The 17,787-nt window shown below is 51.3% G+C and carries 17 protein-coding genes, 1 other RNA gene and 2 pseudogenes; 15 read left to right on the top strand and 5 right to left on the bottom strand.

What is annotated here, in order from left to right; genetic code table 11:
- The first annotated feature begins 128 nt into the window (after positions 1-128).
- Both ACOTXL_RS14910 and ACOTXL_RS14915 read left to right on the top strand, forming a co-directional pair.
- Positions 129-491: a hypothetical protein gene (locus tag ACOTXL_RS14910; protein WP_052426625.1), complete on the top strand. Its 363-nt coding sequence runs from the start codon at positions 129-131 to the stop codon at positions 489-491.
- A gap of 13 nt (positions 492-504) precedes the next feature.
- Positions 505-774 carry a hypothetical protein gene (locus ACOTXL_RS14915; protein WP_048210412.1) on the top strand — a complete coding sequence of 90 codons (270 nt, stop codon included), beginning with the start codon at positions 505-507 and terminating at the stop codon, positions 772-774.
- Between the two features lies 1 nt (position 775).
- Here ACOTXL_RS14915 and ACOTXL_RS14920 read toward each other — a convergent pair.
- Positions 776-1,309, bottom strand: a pseudogene (locus tag ACOTXL_RS14920) (IS3 family transposase); the annotation flags it as partial.
- Positions 1,310-1,519: 210 nt separating this feature from the next.
- On the opposite strand from ACOTXL_RS14920, the gene ACOTXL_RS14925 reads away from it, so the two are divergent.
- The 6 genes and pseudogenes from ACOTXL_RS14925 to ACOTXL_RS14950 all read left to right on the top strand — a co-directional run.
- A complete protein-coding gene (locus ACOTXL_RS14925) occupies positions 1,520-2,062 on the top strand; it encodes a hypothetical protein (protein WP_099975526.1) in 543 nt (180 codons plus the stop codon).
- 1 nt (position 2,063) lies between these two features.
- Positions 2,064-2,324, top strand: a complete 261-nt coding sequence (locus ACOTXL_RS14930) for a hypothetical protein (RefSeq protein WP_126814528.1) — start codon at positions 2,064-2,066, stop codon at positions 2,322-2,324.
- Between the two features lie 9 nt (positions 2,325-2,333).
- Positions 2,334-2,537 (top strand): hypothetical protein, encoded by a 204-nt coding sequence (locus ACOTXL_RS14935; protein WP_045350515.1) that lies wholly within the window; start codon positions 2,334-2,336, stop codon positions 2,535-2,537.
- A 489-nt stretch (positions 2,538-3,026) separates the two neighbouring features.
- Positions 3,027-3,839, top strand: coding sequence for a cell envelope integrity protein TolA (gene tolA / locus ACOTXL_RS14940; RefSeq protein WP_052426624.1), 813 nt, complete (start codon positions 3,027-3,029; stop codon positions 3,837-3,839).
- Positions 3,840-4,183: 344 nt separating this feature from the next.
- On the top strand, positions 4,184-4,393 hold the full coding sequence (locus ACOTXL_RS14945; RefSeq protein WP_045350520.1) for a hypothetical protein: 210 nt from the start codon (positions 4,184-4,186) through the stop codon (positions 4,391-4,393).
- Between the two features lie 434 nt (positions 4,394-4,827).
- A pseudogene (locus ACOTXL_RS14950) lies at positions 4,828-5,555 on the top strand (IS3 family transposase); the annotation flags it as partial.
- 302 nt (positions 5,556-5,857) lie between these two features.
- On the opposite strand, the gene rprA reads toward ACOTXL_RS14950, so the two are convergent.
- An RNA gene (gene rprA, locus ACOTXL_RS14955) (antisense sRNA RprA) lies at positions 5,858-5,965 on the bottom strand.
- A gap of 209 nt (positions 5,966-6,174) precedes the next feature.
- The gene (gene ydiK / locus ACOTXL_RS14960) at positions 6,175-7,290 is read right to left on the bottom strand and encodes an AI-2E family transporter YdiK (RefSeq protein ID WP_015570721.1); all 1,116 of its coding nucleotides are present in this window, start codon (positions 7,288-7,290) and stop codon (positions 6,175-6,177) included.
- Between the two features lie 199 nt (positions 7,291-7,489).
- Here ydiK and ydiJ point away from each other — a divergent pair, with 199 nt between their 5' ends.
- From ydiJ to ACOTXL_RS14975, 3 genes are all read left to right on the top strand, one after another.
- Positions 7,490-10,546: a D-2-hydroxyglutarate dehydrogenase YdiJ gene (gene ydiJ, locus ACOTXL_RS14965; RefSeq protein WP_032666027.1), complete on the top strand. Its 3,057-nt coding sequence runs from the start codon at positions 7,490-7,492 to the stop codon at positions 10,544-10,546.
- Positions 10,543-10,953, top strand: coding sequence for a 1,4-dihydroxy-2-naphthoyl-CoA hydrolase (gene menI / locus ACOTXL_RS14970; protein WP_003857767.1), 411 nt, complete (start codon positions 10,543-10,545; stop codon positions 10,951-10,953). The genes ydiJ and menI overlap by 4 nt, the downstream gene beginning before the upstream one ends.
- 85 nt (positions 10,954-11,038) lie before the next feature.
- Positions 11,039-11,233, top strand: a complete 195-nt coding sequence (locus ACOTXL_RS14975; protein ID WP_003857766.1) for a YdiH family protein — start codon at positions 11,039-11,041, stop codon at positions 11,231-11,233.
- A 46-nt stretch (positions 11,234-11,279) separates the two neighbouring features.
- On the opposite strand, the gene ACOTXL_RS14980 is transcribed toward ACOTXL_RS14975, so the two are convergent.
- Together ACOTXL_RS14980 and ACOTXL_RS14985 are read right to left on the bottom strand one after the other, a co-directional pair.
- A complete protein-coding gene (locus ACOTXL_RS14980) occupies positions 11,280-11,909 on the bottom strand; it encodes a helix-turn-helix domain-containing protein (protein ID WP_032609042.1) in 630 nt (209 codons plus the stop codon).
- Between the two features lie 77 nt (positions 11,910-11,986).
- Positions 11,987-12,646 (bottom strand): winged helix-turn-helix transcriptional regulator, encoded by a 660-nt coding sequence (locus tag ACOTXL_RS14985; protein ID WP_003857763.1) that lies wholly within the window; start codon positions 12,644-12,646, stop codon positions 11,987-11,989.
- 354 nt (positions 12,647-13,000) lie between these two features.
- Between ACOTXL_RS14985 and ACOTXL_RS14990 the strand changes: the two genes are divergently transcribed.
- The 4 genes from ACOTXL_RS14990 to ACOTXL_RS15005 are packed head-to-tail and all read left to right on the top strand — an operon-like array spanning position 13,001 to position 17,786.
- Positions 13,001-13,531, top strand: coding sequence for a fimbrial protein (locus ACOTXL_RS14990; protein WP_022650915.1), 531 nt, complete (start codon positions 13,001-13,003; stop codon positions 13,529-13,531).
- A gap of 57 nt (positions 13,532-13,588) precedes the next feature.
- Positions 13,589-14,266, top strand: coding sequence for a fimbrial biogenesis chaperone (locus ACOTXL_RS14995; protein WP_045346430.1), 678 nt, complete (start codon positions 13,589-13,591; stop codon positions 14,264-14,266).
- Between the two features lie 27 nt (positions 14,267-14,293).
- Positions 14,294-16,837, top strand: a complete 2,544-nt coding sequence (locus ACOTXL_RS15000) for a fimbria/pilus outer membrane usher protein (protein ID WP_045350522.1) — start codon at positions 14,294-14,296, stop codon at positions 16,835-16,837.
- 1 nt (position 16,838) lies between these two features.
- The gene (locus ACOTXL_RS15005; RefSeq protein ID WP_045350523.1) at positions 16,839-17,786 is read left to right on the top strand and encodes a fimbrial protein; all 948 of its coding nucleotides are present in this window, start codon (positions 16,839-16,841) and stop codon (positions 17,784-17,786) included.
- Position 17,787: the final 1 nt, after the last annotated feature.

Genomic DNA, 17,787 nt, shown 5'->3' on the forward strand with positions numbered 1-17,787 from the left:
GGATAAAAAAAAGCCCATCGAGGGAGATGGGCAAAATACAAACCCACGATAAGCACTACGGCCTTAAAGCCTTGTGCAGTGGGCTTTTGCAATGCTCTCAGCAAAAATTCTATATCTGAGAGAATGTTATGATTCATACAAATGTAAAACAAACTTCATACAGCGCTAAGAACGGTTATGTGTGGCGAAAGCTGTACCAGAAACAAGCGCTCAGCGCTTCCATACAAGCACGTGATGAAGAGGAAGCGGCTAAACGTTCTGCACTGATGGAAATTCGATTCATGCAACTTGCTCAGCTTGCCGTGCCATTCGTGGCAATCCGTGAAACGCTCAAGCAATATAGAAATGAGCTTGTGATGCAAAGCAAGATTGCTTTCTTAGCGAGCGTAGCGGGAAATCCCGCTTCGGTTTCAGACCGCTCTGCATTTTTGCAGACCGCACCAGAAGCCCCACAAGCGACGTTTGCACCACAGGCAACCCAATCACTCTAGCATTGTTGAGAAAGTGGCTGTAGCGACGTTACAGAGAGAAATTGACGCTAAAGCAGGTCACTCACTGGAAGAAACCAAAGCTGCATACTTTGAAGCTAACACTGAATGGACTCAGAAAACGATTAAGGATTATTCAAGCTGTATTGACCGCTTTATTGTATGGGGAACTACTCAGAGCATCACCACTGTAGAAGCTGTCACTAAAGACTCTAGCATTGCGTTCAAAGTTTATATGGATTCAGTAGGGTTAGCTCCTAACACTAAACTGAATCGCCTCGGATAAACTAGACACTTCCGAGCCGTTGATAATTTTGGTTTTCATATTCTGTCGGTGACATCTGATCGCTAGAACCATGCCGACGCTTACTGTTATAAAACATTTCGATGTAATCAAAAATATCACTGCGGGCTTCTTCCCGCGTTCCGTAGATCTTTTTCTTTATCCGTTCGCGTTTCAACAACTGGAAAAAGCTTTCTGCAACCGCATTATCATGGCAGTTACCGCGACGGCTCATGCTGCCCTCCAGGCCGTGTGATTTCAGGAACGACTGCCACTCATGGCTTGTGTACTGACTACCCTGATCCGTATGAACCAGCACCTGTTTTTGGGGATTACGCCGCCATACAGCCATCAGCAGTGCGTTCAGGACAATGTCCTTTGTCATCCGGGATTGCATGGACCAGCCGATAATTTTGCGTGAGAACAGATCAACAACTACGGCAAGATACAGCCAGCCTTCGTGGGTCCTGATGCAGGTTATGTCCGTTACCCAACGCTCATCCGGAGCATCCGGATTGAACTGTTGCTGGAGCCTGTTGTGATTCGGCGGTTCACGTATGGCCTAAAGCTGTATGCAAGGCAAGCTTAAATCAACTGTGCATAGCATAATGGTGCAGCACAGTTTAATTAGCTCGTGGCGTGGTCAAGAAAAGTCTGAAGGATTAGCACTAATACCTCATAAAATCAAAGGTGCTGACTTTATTATTTGGCTCCCCGCTCAGGGGAATTAAACTTTTAGGTGAATGTGATGAATAAGATTTTATTGGCTGCTTTACTGGTTGCTTCATTTAGTGCTGTGGCTGGTAATTGTACTTACCCTGATGATATTGCGTCTGATGGTTCTATCTGTGGTGGTCGTGCTGCTTCTGTTCGTGCGGGTGGTGAAGTTCCACCCCCTGAATATGTTCAGCCTGTAAGTGATAATTCTGCATCAGATACATATGTTCAAAAAGCTGATTGCACTAACGGTTATTCAGTGATGGAAACTACTGTAATGACGGGTGAGGAGCCTACTCAGATTATATTTATGCACAGTGGAAAGGTTGTGGCTCAGGAATCAGGAACAAGTGCAAGCATTGATTCCACCACTGATAATGTAGATGGAATTAATAGCACTACTAATTCAATTGCTCGGACGGGTAATTTAAATTCAGGCACATTGAAATTCTATACGCTGGCTTATGAGTTTAATCGCGTTAACTTCAATGCAAAAGATGTTAATAAGGGCGTGATTATCATTAATAAAGATGTTGTAGCCCAATGCTCTGTTTCTATGATAAGTGGTGATTAATATGAAAAAATTAATATTGGCTGTTCTGCTGTGCACCTCTTTCAGTGCTCTTGCTGATTCTCAGACTTATTGCAACCCTGATGGTGCAGGTGGTCAAATCTGTAACACATACGGCAGCGGTGATAGTGATAGCGGTCAGTCATACACTAGCCCTGACGGGGCGGGTGGCTCTATTACTAACTCATATGGTGAAGATGGTTCCACTACTCAAACTTTTTGTAGCCTTGATGGAGCTGGTGGTCAGATTTGTAATTCTTATTAAGAGGTGCATATGAAGATTTTAATTTTAATTACCTGTGTTATTGTTTTCATTCTGGCTTCTCGCTCTCTTGAGCGTGACAAACAGGAAGAAGCAGCACGAAAGAAAGAAATAATAGACCGTGCAATGGATGAAGCCTCTGAAACCATCAACAAAAGAAAGCTTGAAGAACACGAACAGTTTAAGCGTGATTTGAAAAATGGAGTGTTTAATTAATGAAAATTATATTAACCGCTCAACTTTTAAGCACAGCGCTCACAGCTTCAGCTTGCCCTCATGGTGAGCGCATCCACGGCGGTTATGGCAGTCACCATACAGGGGGTGGGTGTTGTTATTAAGCATTCTGACCTGTATCGAATTGAGGCGGGTGATTTAAGCCCCTCAGCACACGCTACACAGCGTTTAACTGAACACCCCTATGGAAAGGAAAGGCTTCAGGAGTGGCTACAGAGGCCTACGGTGGCTTTTATGATGATGAAGGTAAGGGATGGACAATAAAATATTTTGGTCTGTGTTTAGTGCTCTTATAGCTTTCGCTGTTCTGTGTAGTGCTGGATATCTGGTCTATCAGGACAATGAATATCATAATAGAGTAAAGGCTTGCATTAATCATCAGAATAAAATAATCATTCAGTCAGGTGAGTATGATTTATTGACTTCTGAGAAAACAGAAATAACTAAAGAATGTCGTGAGGCTGTTCAGTTATGAAGAAGATTATGATGGGTGCTGTTCTACTGGCTGTGTGTGGTAGTGCATTTGCTTCAGAGCTACCACCTACAGATTACACATGCATCAGGGAAACAGAAACGGGCTTCAATGTAATTGGCATTAAATACGCTCAATATGAAGGTCAATATCCTTTCATCCTTTTTGGTGAATCAGACACAAGCCTTGCATATTATCGCTATGACTCTCTGAACGATTTGAAAGAAGGTGTTTATGACCTACAGAAGAAATCTGTTATTTCTATTTCCAGTGACAATAGCAACTACCCTCTGAAGGTTCACTATAAGGATGAAAAGAAAATACTTGAATATAGCTGTCAGCTAGACGCTGAACAGACAGAAAGTGATTTAGAAGATTGGCATAGAATGCATCCAACTAAAAAGGAATTAGCAGAGAGAAAGAAAGCTGAAGCTGTTAAGAAAGCTGAAGCTGCTGCTCTTGCTGCTCTAAAAAAGATGGAGGCTGAGAGGGCTGCTGAACAGGCTGGACAGAGGAGGCCTGAGAGCGTTTCTAGCAGTGCATCAGGTGCAGATATAAATAATTATGTCAACACCATCAGAGCAACGATACAGAGGCGTTTAGATGCATCTAAATACGCTGGTCAGCGCTGCTCTCTGACATTGCACCTAAGCAGGGATGGAACTGTTCAGGCTGTAGACCATCTGACAGGGGATGATAATCTCTGCAATGATGCTCTTGCTGCTATTTATGAAATAGATAAGTTTCCCTCACCACCTAGCGATGGGGTGTATGCAGTATTCAAAGATGCAACTTTGAGCTTGCGGCTATAGAACGCTGAGCTATTACGCTGAGTAAATAGAAGGGCTAAGGCCATTACTGGCCTTTGGTGATTTCTATTGTTCCTGATTAGAAAGGCTATCTAGTGATAGGTAGCTCTTTTTTATTTCTTTTCCTCAGCGTCTGCCGTAAGGCAGTATAGCAAAATTGAGAACTGTCAACTTGACAGTCTATTTATATGCATCTTTTAAGTAAGTAATAGTTTGAATATTAATGTGTTGTCAATCTGACACTTCTCAAAATCGGGACCATTTTACCTTATCTGGTGTACTTATCTATAAACGAAAGAAAATTACTTTCTTTCAATACTAAAACATCAATGCAAGGAAGTAATAAAATGAAAATGAATATGGCCTCTAGCGAGTTGCCTATGCCAGAGCATTTCTTGCTATCTAAAAACTTTGAATCTCTCAATATTTGGGATTGGTTTATTTACTCTGCCATGCTATCAACTACTGATTATAACGATTTGCCTTGCACAGTTAATGTGAGCTTTAAAGAGTTAGAAATTTATTGTAAATGTTCGCATGTGACTATTCGTAAATGAATGAAACGCTTACTGAGAGTAGGCTTACTGAACAAAATCACTAAACATATTTATACGCTAAACGATTATCAGGAAGTTGGCGGTGAACTGGAGGAAAACCCATATGAAGAAACCCTCTAATGATACTGCACCTTTCCAGATGGTATTCAGTGAGCTTTATCAGTATTCAGAATTAACTCTGATGGATGCATATATTTATTCATTTCTGTTTGTTAAGTCTTGCTATTATAAATCCATTCATAAGCCTTTCTGTCCTTCAGTGCATTACATCAGTATTGAATGCAAGATCTCAGAAAGTAGCGTATTACGTTCTTTGAAGTTCCTTAAAAAACTGGGGTTGGTAACTGTGGTACGCAAAGGAAACAACATCACAGGTCACGTCTCTTAATACACAATCAAAGATTATCGTGAACTGGCTTCTGTGCTATTCACCCGCCCGCGAACTCAGCCTGTATGAGTCCCAGCTCTATGCATGGCGCAGCAAACAGCAACAGCAAATGACATCGTCAGAGCGGGAAAACGAATTGGCAGCCGAGAATGCCCGCCTTAAACGTCAGCTGGCGGAGCAGGCTGAAGGGTTGGCCATCCTTCAAAAGGCCGCGATATACTTCGCGAAGCGCCTGAAATGAAGTATGTCTTTATCGAAAAACATCAGGCAGAGTTCAGCATCCAGGCGATGTGCAGTGTGCTTCAGGTTGCCCGCAGTGGTTGGTATGCCTGGCGTCCCCGTCGTCATCAGATAAACCGCCGTCAGCAGTTCCGCCTTGTCTGTGATAATGCCGTCCGGAAGGCATTCAGTGACGGAAAACAGCGGTACGGTGCGCCACGTCTGACGGATGAGCTTTGTGCTCAGGGTCTGGTGTATAACATAAAAACCGTGGCGGCCAGTCTGCGCCGTCAAGGGCTACGGGCGAAAGCCTCGCGCAAGTTCATTCCGGTCAGCTACCGTGACCACGGCCTGCCGGTATCCGAGAACCTGCTGAAACAGAATTTTCATGCCAGTGGCCCGAATCAGAAGTGGGCTGGCGATATAACATACCTGCGTACAGATGAAGGCTGGCTGTATCTGGCGGTGGTAATCGACCTGTGGTCACGCGCCGTTATCGGCTGGTCGATGTCGTCGCAGATGACGGCGCAACTGGCGTACGATGCGTTGCAGATGACTACGTCAAAAATCAAAACGTAAAATCCAATCGTCAGGGTGGGTTAAACAAAACAATGGGTAACTGGTCAACACGTTAAGCATAAACATCACCCCTTCATGGCCTTCTGGCATGAGGGGATTTTCAAAGTTATCATCACATCCTACCGCAATAATCCGCAGTCAGAAAATTGTTGTAACATTCGCCTGATTTACGTCTGTAGCACACAAATGGTACACAAACGGCATACATGTAATCGCATGCCCTAAAAATGCGAAATCCTTGAAATGCCGTCATTGCTGGCCTGATGCCTGAAATCAGGATAAAAAAAAGCCCATCGTGGGAGATGGGCAAAGACTACACACAGCAATTCGTTGTTTCACTCAGGGGATTTCCATGCTTATAAATCAAGGTGTTGATTTATAACCGTGTCTTAATAGTAGGCATGCCAGGATTTTGAGTCGATCGGATTCGTCTCAATAGTTAAAGGCAGGTAAAGATTTCTTGAAGAGAATGACGGTTTTAGGCAGGAAAAGGCGGGTCTGACCAGTGTGCAGAGAATAAATAGTTTAGCAACGTTTAAGTATTGCTGTGGAGAGTGTAGGCCGGGTAAGCGTTAGCGCCACCCGGCATCCGTTCTTACTGCGCGTTCTTATCTTCCAGCTCTTCAAGTTCGCTTAAGATGACGTCTGGATCGGTTCCCGGCGGCGGTACTTCATGCACCCAGGCGGAGAAGAGACGCCAGGTCACCGCTAGCAGAACCGGACCGATGAACAGGCCAATCATGCCGAAGGCAATTAACCCCCCGATTACCCCGGACAGGATCAGAATCAGCGGCAGGTCAGCGCCCATGCGGATGAGGAGGGGACGGATCACGTTATCCATGGTGCCCACCACGCAACTCCAGACCAGCAGCACCGTGCCCCAGGTCGTATCCCCCGTCCAGTAAAGCCAGATAATGCAGGGAACCAGCACCAGCAGCGGACCGAGCTGCGCCAGACAGGTCATCAGCATGACGACGGTGAAAATGGTGGCATAAGGTACGCCGGAAATCGCCAGCCCGATTCCGCCAAGTACAGCCTGCACCAGCGCTGTGACCACCACACCGAGCGCCACCGCGCGGACGGCCTGGGCTGCCAGCAGCACGGCCGCATCGCCGCGTTTACCTGCCAGTCGGGTGGCGAAATGACGTACCCCCAGCGCAACCTGCTCGCCGCGCCAGTACAGCAGGGCGCTGAAGACCAGCATCAACGTACAGTGCATCATGAAGCGACCGATGTGCGCAGCCTGCCCCACAAACCAGGTGGTGGTTGTGCCGATGTACGGACGCACTTTGGCCATCAGGGCGCTACCGCCCATCTCCAGCAGGCTGTGCCAGCCGCTGTACAGTTTTGCGCCCACAACAGGAATACTGTTCAGCCACGCGAGATCCGGCAGCGTCATATCACCGCTGGTGACCGCGCGAATAACCGGGCCGCTACTGTCAACCAGGCTGTTAACCAGTAGTGCAATGGGAATAATAAACAGCAGGAACAACAGCAACGTCATCACCAGCACGGCCAGGCCGCGGCGACCAAACAGCAGTTTCTGCAAACGCAAGAGTAAAGGCCAGGTGGCGACGACGACGGTCGCGGCCCAGGCAAATCCGAGCACGAAAGGACGAACGATCCACAGACACGCAATAATCATAATGGCTAAGAACAGCACCGACAGCAGTATCTGCGCGACATCCCTGGGCTGACGAAGATTGACCATAAACGAAACTTTCCTTAAATGAACACCAGCAAGGCTGATGGGAATATAAACCGCATCTCTCTAATCATTAGTGATTTCAGCGATTTTTGACAGGCGGATTTTGCCCGTAATTCTACGAAGCACATAAGAAAAAAATGTGATAAAACTTTCCAGACACAACGCAAACGATTTCACACTATTCTCATTAGGGTCGACAGCAATGATCCCACAGATTTCTCAGGCACCGGGCGTCGTTCAGCTGGTGCTTAATTTTTTGCAGGCACTGGAGCAACAGGGTTTTACAGGTGACACCGCTACCGATTATGCCGACAGGCTGACGATGGCGACCGATAACAGTATTTACCAGCTTCTTCCCGATGCCGTCGTTTTCCCGCGCTCTACCGCCGATGTGGCGCTCATCGCCCGTCTGGCATCGCAGGAGCGTTTCAGCTCCCTGGTCTTCACCCCGCGTGGCGGCGGGACGGGTACCAATGGGCAGGCGCTGAACCAGGGCATCATCATTGATATGTCCCGCTATATGAACCGCATCATTGAGATCAACCCGGAAGAGGGGTGGGTGCGTGTGGAAGCGGGGGTGATCAAAGATCAGTTGAATCAGTTTTTGAAACCTTACGGCTATTTTTTTGCGCCGGAGCTTTCCACCAGTAACCGCGCGACCATTGGCGGGATGATCAACACCGATGCCTCGGGGCAGGGCTCACTGGTGTACGGCAAAACCTCCGACCACGTTATGGGTGTGCGGGCGGTGCTGCTGGGGGGCGATATCCTCGATACCCAACCGATGCCGATCGAGCTGGCCGAAACGCTGGCAGCAGAGAGCACCACCAGCGGACGGATTTATCGCACCGTGCTGGAGCGCTGCCGCGAAAATCGCGAGCTGATCCTTGACAAATTCCCGAAGCTAAACCGCTTCCTGACGGGCTACGATCTGCGACATGTCTTCAATGACGATATGAGCCAGTTTGATCTTACCCGCGTACTGACCGGGTCAGAAGGGACGCTGGCCTTCATCACCGAAGCGCGTCTGGATATCACCCGGTTGCCAAAGGTGCGCCGTCTGGTGAACGTCAAATACAACTCCTTTGACTCGGCGCTGCGTAATGCACCGTTTATGGTGGAGGCGCGGGCGCTGTCGGTGGAAACCGTCGATTCAAAAGTCCTGAACCTGGCCCGGGAGGATATTGTCTGGCATTCGGTGAGCGAACTGATTACCGACGTGCCGGATAAAGAGATGCTCGGCCTGAACATCGTTGAGTTCGCCGGGGATGACGCAGAGCTGATTGAGAGCCAGGTAAGCACGCTCTGCCAGCGTCTGGACGAGCTGATTGCGCAGGGGGAAGGCGGCGTCATTGGCTGGCAGCTGTGTAACGATCTCTCCGGCATCGAGCGAATCTACGCGATGCGTAAAAAGGCGGTGGGGCTGCTCGGCAACGCGAAAGGGGCGGCGAAGCCGATTCCGTTTGCGGAAGATACCTGCGTGCCGCCGGAACATCTGGCGGATTATATCGTGGAGTTTCGCGCGCTGCTCGACAGCCATGGTCTGAGCTATGGCATGTTCGGGCACGTTGACGCGGGCGTGCTGCACGTGCGCCCGGCGCTGGACATGTGCGATCCGCAGCAGGAGATCCTGATGAAGGCGATCTCCGACGAGGTCGTGGCCCTCACGGCCAAATACGGCGGTTTGCTGTGGGGCGAGCACGGCAAGGGGTTCCGCGCCGAGTACAGCCCGGCCTTTTTTGGCGAACAGCTCTACGCCGAGCTGCGTAAGGTGAAGGCCGCGTTCGATCCTCATAACCGCCTCAATCCGGGAAAAATCTGCCCGCCGGAGGGCGTTGATGCGCCGATGTTGCAGGTGGATGCCGTTAAGCGCGGCACCTATGACCGCCAAATTCCGATTGCGGTACGCGCTTCCTGGCGCGGCGCGATGGAGTGTAACGGCAACGGGCTGTGCTTTAACTTCGATGTGAAAAGCCCGATGTGTCCGTCGATGAAAATCACCAGCAACCGCATCCACTCCCCAAAAGGGCGTGCCACGCTGGTGCGCGAATGGCTGCGCCTGCTGGCCGACCGCGGCGTTGACCCGCTCAAGCTGGAACAGGAGCTGCCGGAAAAACGCGCGAGCCTGCGCGGGCTTATCGAACGCACCCGCAACAGCTGGCATGCGAACAAAGGCGAATACGATTTCTCGCATGAGGTGAAAGAGGCGATGTCCGGCTGCCTGGCGTGTAAGGCGTGTTCAACCCAGTGCCCAATTAAAATTGACGTACCGGAATTCCGTTCCCGCTTCCTCCAGCTGTACCACACGCGTTATCTGCGCCCGATGCGCGATCATCTGGTAGCAACGGTGGAGAGTTACGCGCCGCTGATGGCCCGTGCGCCAAAAACCTTTAACTTCTTTATCAACCAGCCACTGGTGCGAAAACTGTCTGAAAAACATATCGGCATGGTGGATCTGCCGCTGCTGTCGGTGCCATCGCTCCAGCGTCGGCTGGTGGGGCACCGCTCGGCGAATATGACCCTGGAACAACTGGAAGCATTAAGCCCTGAGCAGAAAGCGAAGGTGGTGCTGGTGGTGCAGGATCCATTTACCAGCTATTACGATGCGCAGGTGGTGGCCGATTTTGTCCGACTGGCCGAGAAAATCGGCTACCAGCCGGTGGTGCTGCCGTTCTCGCCGAACGGCAAGGCGCAGCACATTAAAGGCTTCCTCACCCGCTTTGCGAAAACCGCGCAGAAAACTTCAGATTTTCTGAATCGCGTGGCGCAGCTCGGCATGCCGATGGTGGGCGTCGATCCGGCGCTGGTGCTCTGTTACCGGGACGAATATAAGCAGACTCTCGGCGATAAGCGCGGTGATTTTCAAGTCTTACTGGTACACGAGTGGCTGCCTGCGGTGCTGACGCAAACGCCCCCTCAGGAGGTCAGCGGAGAATCCTGGTACCTGTTTGGGCACTGCACCGAAGTGACGGCGCTGCCGACGGCGCCTGCCCAGTGGGCTTCTATCTTCTCCCGGTTTGGCGCGAAGCTGGAAAGCGTCAACGTGGGCTGCTGCGGTATGGCCGGAACCTACGGCCATGAAGTCAAAAACCACGCTAATTCGCTCGGCATTTACGAGCTGTCATGGCATCAGGCGATGCAGCGCCTGCCACGCAACCGCTGTCTGGCGACGGGCTACTCCTGCCGCAGCCAGGTGAAACGGGTGGAAGGTAACGGCGTCCGCCATCCATTGCAGGCTTTACTGGAGATTATCGGATGATCTGGAAACGTGCGGTCACGCTGGAGGCCTTAAATGCCATGGGCGCGGAGAACATGGTCGGTTTGCTGGACATCCAGTTCACGCGCATTGGCGACAACGAACTGGAAGCGACGATGCCGGTAGACTGCCGTACTCATCAACCGTTTGGCCTGTTACACGGCGGCGCGTCCGTCGTGCTGGCCGAAACGCTGGGATCGGTGGCGGGCTACCTGTGTACGGAAGGAGAGCAGAAGGTGGTGGGTCTGGAGGTCAATGCCAACCACATCCGCTCCGTTCGCAGCGGGCGCGTGCGCGGCGTCTGCCGGGCGCTGCATGCTGGAAGCCGCCATCAGGTGTGGCAGATTGATATCCTGGACGAGCAGGATCGCCTGTGTTGTTCATCAAGGCTGACGACGGCCGTTGTGTAAAGTTTCCGGATGTCTTGCTTTTGGTCAAAAATTAGCCGCCTGATTGTGATATACTGGTCACGTTTTGAACATAAGCGAGGACATCATGGATACTGAAATAACCCCAACACAGCTGGCAATTGAATATTTACGTCGCGATAAAAGCAATCTGTCTCCAGCGCAGTACCTGAAAAAGCTGAAACAGCTTGAGCTGGAATTTACGGATTTGCTGGCGCTCTCTTCAAACGAACTGAAAGAAGAGATCTACTTTGCCTGGCGGTTGGGCGTTCACGTCCATTAAGCAGTGAAGAAAAGGCCGCAAGCGCGGCCTTTTTTGTGTCTGACAGTCAGTATCTGGCAGGCAGTTTATTAATTTTAATCAGCCGGCCTTCTTCCATTTCGATGAACCCGCCCGTTTTCAGGTCAGCCAGGATCCGCATTACGCCGCTGCGGGAAAGCTGGGTTTTATCCCTGATATACCTTTCCGCCGTCACGCTACGTCGGTAGCTGTCATCTTCCTGCATCAGCAGCACGAGCTGCTGGCGAATCATCTCGTACGCGGTTGGCGCGCCTTTCGGCATGACGTTGTGATAAAGCCGGTTATAGACAAACATTAGATGATTAGAAAGCAGCCCCCACAGCGCCTTCTCTTTGATAATTTCAGCCACCCGATCGGTCGTGAGCACACCAATCAGGCAAGGCGTTACCGTTCGAAGGTAGTCGGTAAAATAGATGTCCGTCAGGTTAGCGAGGCCAAACAGGGCGGGACTGCGCGCCGTCGAAAGCATCATGTCGTCGCTTCTTCTGTATATGGCGACCGTGCCGTCAAGAATTAAATAACACATGCTCTGCCCGTTTACCTGGAGATTAAGTTGCTCGCCGGGATCGGTTTTATGCGTGGTGCAGTGCGGCTGTAAATGAGAAATCAGTTCCTGAGCATAGGGAGATCCGCGATGCGATGGTTTGTCAGAAGACATAGCGTTAACCTGGAAAGAGACTGTACTCTCTATAGTGTCGCTCTTCTTTTCCACCTTCTCCAGAGATAAATACAGCCTCAGTATTTACGGGGTAAGTGATGGATCTCTACTAGAACGCCACGCTCCATGGTGATGTATTTCCCCGTCCGCAACTCCGCGAGGATCCGCATAATGCCACTGCGTGAAAGATAGGTGCGGCTTTTGATATAGGCTGCGGCGGTAATGTTTTGTCTAATGGCTTCCGGCTCCTGCATCAACTCAACCAGCTGAAAGCGGATAATGTCATAAGCCGACATTTGCGATATCTGGGCGCAATGTTCGTAAACGCGCGATGCGGTATAGATCAGCAGGTTTGAGAAGTGCTCCCATAAATTCTGTTGTGCGACAACATGATTGAAACGCGCCAGCGAAACGCTGGCCACCTCTGAGGTTTCCAGCGCTCTGACGTACAGGTGCTCAGACGATAACTGGCTGCTCACGCCGAGTATAAATGGCGCAGATTCAGAATTTAAGACGATACCGTCCCCGCGACGGTGCAACGCCACGCTGCCATGCAACAGTAAAAAGCATTGACGGGTATCGCCGGAGCAATAATGGATAATTTCTCCTCTGGCAATAATGCCTCTCTCCGCATGCGGCAAAACATTATCGATTATTTTTTCAATGTGCTTAAAAGGCTTAGCGCCGAGCACTGTTGATTTATCAATTTCTGACTCAGGCGCGAATCGGGTATTCATTTGAGACCTCACTGACTGATGCGATCATTTTTTGATCGGCATAAAGAATTATCTTAAAAAACAGCAGGTCAGGGAATGTTAGCAGCGAGTCTAATTATAGACTTATCTTTTTTTAAGTGTTAATTAATTGAAATTGCAACTTTTTTTGTTCAGGTCTAAAAGTAGACTGTGGACATTATTCTTAAGCTATTCCCGAGTGAATATGTTTTTTATTTGTTAAAAGAGGGTCTACAGCTAGACCTCAAAATTGATTGTATGCGGAAAAGGAGTTGTATAAATTTTGACTCGTCGGAAGGGGTTTAATTTCTGCAACTGAATGTCGGTAATAAATAGAGTAATACGGGATATAAAATTATGAATAAAAAATTGATGATGGCAATGTTAGCGGCAGGTTCTGTACTCACTATGACCAATGCATTGGCAGCGGCCGGTACCGTTAATTTTAACGGAAATATTCTGGATTCTGCCTGCGACGTTGATGTGGCATCCCAGAATCAGGTGGTGGTATTGGGCGATTATTATAAAACGGAATTCCCGACAACCGGGGCGAGAACGGCTGCGACGCAGTTTAATATTATTTTGAAAAACTGTCCGGTAACGGTCACCAATGCAAAAGTCCGTTTTGATGGCACGCCGGATTTAACCAACGCCAGCCTGCTGGCGATTGATACGTCCGTGGCGGGAGCGGCTACCGGGGTGGCGATTAACCTGATGACGGCAGATAAAGCCGATCTGCCGCTGCACGGCAGCAACAGCTATACCTACGCACTCAGCAGTACGGCTGATAATACGTTGAGCTTCTACGCGCAGTATATTTCCACCGCGGCATCCGTTACCGCGGGCCCGGCTAACTCGGTCGCGAACTTCTCTGTGGTGTACAACTAAGTCAATGGCAGTAATTAGCAGGGGGCCGCCTGGCCCCTTGTTTTATGAGGTAAAAAAATGCGTTTTATCACCACAACGGGCCTGGCTATGGCGCTGTTACCGCTGACGTTAACATCCGCCAGTGCAGGAGTAATTATTGGCGGCACCCGTGTTATTTTTGATGGGGCTAAAAAAGAAGCGTCAATAAATATTACGAATCCTGATAACGGTCCTTATTTAATTCAGTCGTGGATAGATGTTCAGGATGAACAATCGGGTAAAGCGCCTTTTATTATTACTCCTCCGCTGTATCGGCTGGACGGCGGACAAAAAAACCTCGAGCGTATTGTCATGACAGGCTCTCTGCCTCAAGGGCAGGAGAGTTTATTCTGGCTGAACATCAAAGCTATTCCGTCAGCCTCTAAGCAGATGAACTCGCTGCAAATTGCCGTCAAAACGCGCATCAAATTAATTTATCGACCAGAGGCTCTTCGTGCGTCTACCCCCGAGGAGCAGGCCAATAAATTAACCTGGCGTCGTGCGGGAAATACCCTTCTGGTTAATAATCCAACGCCGTACGTTATCAATTTCAATGAAATTACGTTGGGTAATAAGAAACTTGACGATGTCACGTATGTGATGCCTTCGGGCACAGCCCGTTTCCCGTTACCGAATGGAACCAGTGGCAATACGCTGACGTTTAAAGTCATTAACGATTATGGCAGCCCTGGTGAATTACACCGGGCCAGTTTGTGATCCTTACGCGTTAATCAGGTGCTCGTCATGACAACGGCATTGAATACAATGCAGCCTGCGCGCCTGGCAATATTTATTGCCCTCGCGCTTGCTGGTGTCTCTCCCACACTGTATGCCAGTGAGACGTTTAATACGGAACTGGTAGAGCTGGATAATCCCGGAATGGGGAAAGCGGATTTATCTGCCTTTGAATCCGGCTCGCAGGCGCCCGGGACATACCATGTTGATATTATTCTTGACGATCGGCTGCTGGAAACGCGGGATATTCGTTTCATGGCAGTGAAGGATGCTAACGGCAGTGAAACGTTGCAGCCGTGCCTGAGTATCGGGCAGTTAAAAGCGTGGGGCGTGAAAACGGCGCTTTTCCCGCAGCTCGACGCCGGGGAAGGAGAATGCGCCGATCTCAGGGCGATTCCACAGGCCAGCGCGGATTTCCAGTTTGGCGCCCAGCGCCTGGCGATCAGCATCCCACAGGCGGCCATAGACCTGCCAGCGAGAGGTTACGTTCCGCCGGATATGTGGGATGAAGGCATTACCGCGGCCATGCTCAACTACAGCCTGAGCGGGGCAAACAGCCGGGCAAGAAGCGGGGCAGGCACCCGCAGCGACAGCCAGTATGCAAACCTGCGGCCGGGGATCAACGTCGGTCCCTGGCGGTTACGCAACTACACCACCTGGTCCCGCGATGCGTCCGGCCTGGATAAGTGGGACAACGTCTACACCTTGATGCAGCGCGCGATTATTCCCCTGCAAGCCCAGCTTACGCTCGGAGACAGTTCCGCGCCTGCCGATGTCTTTGACAGCATGCCGTTTCGCGGCGTCCAGCTGGCGTCCGACGACGATATGCTGCCGGATTCCCTGAAAGGCTATGCGCCGGTGGTGCGCGGTATTGCGCGAACTAACGCGCAGGTCGTGGTGCGTCAGAATGGCTATCAAATCTACCAAAGCTACGTGGCGCCGGGCGCGTTTGAGATCGCGGATATGTATCCCACCGGCGGCGCGGGCGATCTTGATGTCACGATCGTCGAAGCCGATGGCAGTGAGCAACATTTCACCCTGCCGTACGCTTCGCTGCCGGTCCTGCAACGGGAGGGGCGACTGAAATATGCCCTTACCGCCGGGCAATATCGCTCGTATAACCGTAGCGTGGAGAAAACCCCCTTCGGGCAACTGACCGGAATTTACGGCCTCCCTCACGGGATCACGCTCTATGGCGGCGTCCAGGGGGCAGATAAGTACCAGTCGGCGGCTCTGGGGATGGGCAAGAACATGGGCGATCTCGGGGCTGTATCCGCAGACGTCACTCAGGGCTGGTCAACGCCGGAGCATACCGCGAAAACAAGCGGTCAGTCGTGGCGGGCCAGATACAGCAAGAATTTTATCACTACCGGGACCAACTTTTCGATTGCCGGGTATCGCTACTCGACCCGCGGCTATTACGGGATGCAGGACGTCCTCGGTTCGTACGGAGACAGCAGCGCGCTTCAGGACAGGCGACGTAACCGTGCCGAGCTGACGATGAGCCAGACGCTGGGGGACAACCTGGGCGCGCTTACCCTCAGTGCGGCGCGGGAAGATTACTGGAATGACGGTAAGTCGATGGCTTCGTGGAGCGTCGGCTATAGCAACTACTGGCACAACATCAGCTATGGCCTGACATGGACCTACAGCAAAAATGTCCGCTCAGCGTCAGAAAACCGCAAAAGCCAAAAAAACGCTGACCACGACCAGCTTCTGTCGTTCAACGTCAGCATTCCGCTGGATAAATTTTTGCCGCAGACATGGGCTAACTATGGCATGAACGCCAGCAGCAATAACGGGACGACGTATAACGTCGGCCTGAACGGGGTGGCACTCGAGAACCGTGCCCTGAGCTGGAACGTCCAGCAGGGATATGGCACAGAGGGCGTGGGGAATACCGGCAACGTGAACGCGGACTATAAAGGCACCTATGGCGAAGTCACGGCAGGTTATGGTTATGACAAAAACAGTGAACGCCTGAATTACGGGCTGCAAGGCGGCATTCTCGCCCATGCTGATGGCATCACGCTTTCCCAGCCGCTGGGGGAGACCAGCGTCTTAATCAAAGCCCCAGGCGCCTACTACGTGGATATCCGCAATCAGCCCGGTGTACGGACAGATTTTCGCGGATATACGGTCGTGAGCAACCTTTCTGTCTACCGGAAAAACGATCTCACCCTCGACCCGGAAACGATGCCGGACGATGTCGAGCTGGAGATCAACACCCGCACGGTGACGCCGACGCGGGGAGCGGTGGTGAGAGCCGATTATCTGCCGAAGTCAGGTCGCCGGGTGCTGATGACCTTGACCGACAACGACCGCGCCGTTCCGTTTGGGGCGGTGGTCACCCTTGTGGGTGATGAAAGCGGCAGTTTTATTGTCGGCGATCGCGGTCAGGTCTATTTAACCGGGATGCGCGAGCAGGGAACGTTAGTCGCCACATGGGGAAGTCAATCCAGCCAGCAATGCCGCGCTGATTTCAAGCTGCCGAATCACTCAACGTACGGTGGGATCGCTGATATGCGCGCCACCTGCCGTCAGGAACGCTAACATGAAATGTCTTAACTCGATGCTGCTGCTCTGTTTGCTCGCGGCGGGAAGTATCGCTCGTGCCGGTACCTGCACCACCATCATCCCGCAGCTTTCCACCCTGTCCGTGGGGACGATCAACGTGCAGCGCGATGCGCCTGTCGGCACGGTGGTATTTTCCGGCGCGGCGTCAGCCACAGGCTCCTATCTTACCGGGTGTACGAATCCGCTGATGCTGGGATTCAGCATGCGCTACAACAGCGCCACGTTGAGCAGCTACGGCAACCATGTTTACAACACGAACGTCAGCGGGATAGGGATACGCTTTTCCTCCAACGGCTATCTTGAAAACCCGAGCAATACGTTCTCGTACAATGCGCAGACATCCTATGTGGACTGGTACGGCGGGAGGATTGAGCTGGTGGTGACCGGCCCGGTCTCATCGGGGGCATTAACCCCGGGGGTGATTGGCGTCGTGACGCTTCAGGGAAGCGACGGCCTCTACCGTGACGGTCTGACCACGCAGCTCACCTCCGGCAACATCAATGCCCTGGCGTGCACGGTGAATACGGCCCAGCTGACGTTTCCGATAGGGGATATTCCCGCTTCGGCGTTCGGCACCGTGGTGGGCACCACGCCAGCGGGAGCACAGAACACGCAAAACCTGGGCTTAACCTGCGCCGCCGGAACCAATATTACGGTCTCGCTCAGTGGAATACAGAATCCGGACAGCGCCAATACCAGCGTGATGGCCTTAACCGGGCAGGGAAATGCCGGCACTGCAAAAGGGGTGGGGGTGCAGCTAATCTATAACGGTGCACCGCTGGCGATGAACAGCCGACTATTTTTGCGACAGTCTGCCGGGGGGCAAGAGACGTTGCCATTAACGGCCCGATATTACCAGACGTTAACCCGCGTGGAGTCAGGTTCAGCGAATGCCTCCGCCACCCTGAATTTGACCTACCAGTAGC

The organism is Enterobacter cloacae complex sp. IR5402, assembly GCF_049238125.1.
Classification (GTDB): Bacteria; Pseudomonadota; Gammaproteobacteria; order Enterobacterales; family Enterobacteriaceae; genus Enterobacter; species Enterobacter hormaechei_C.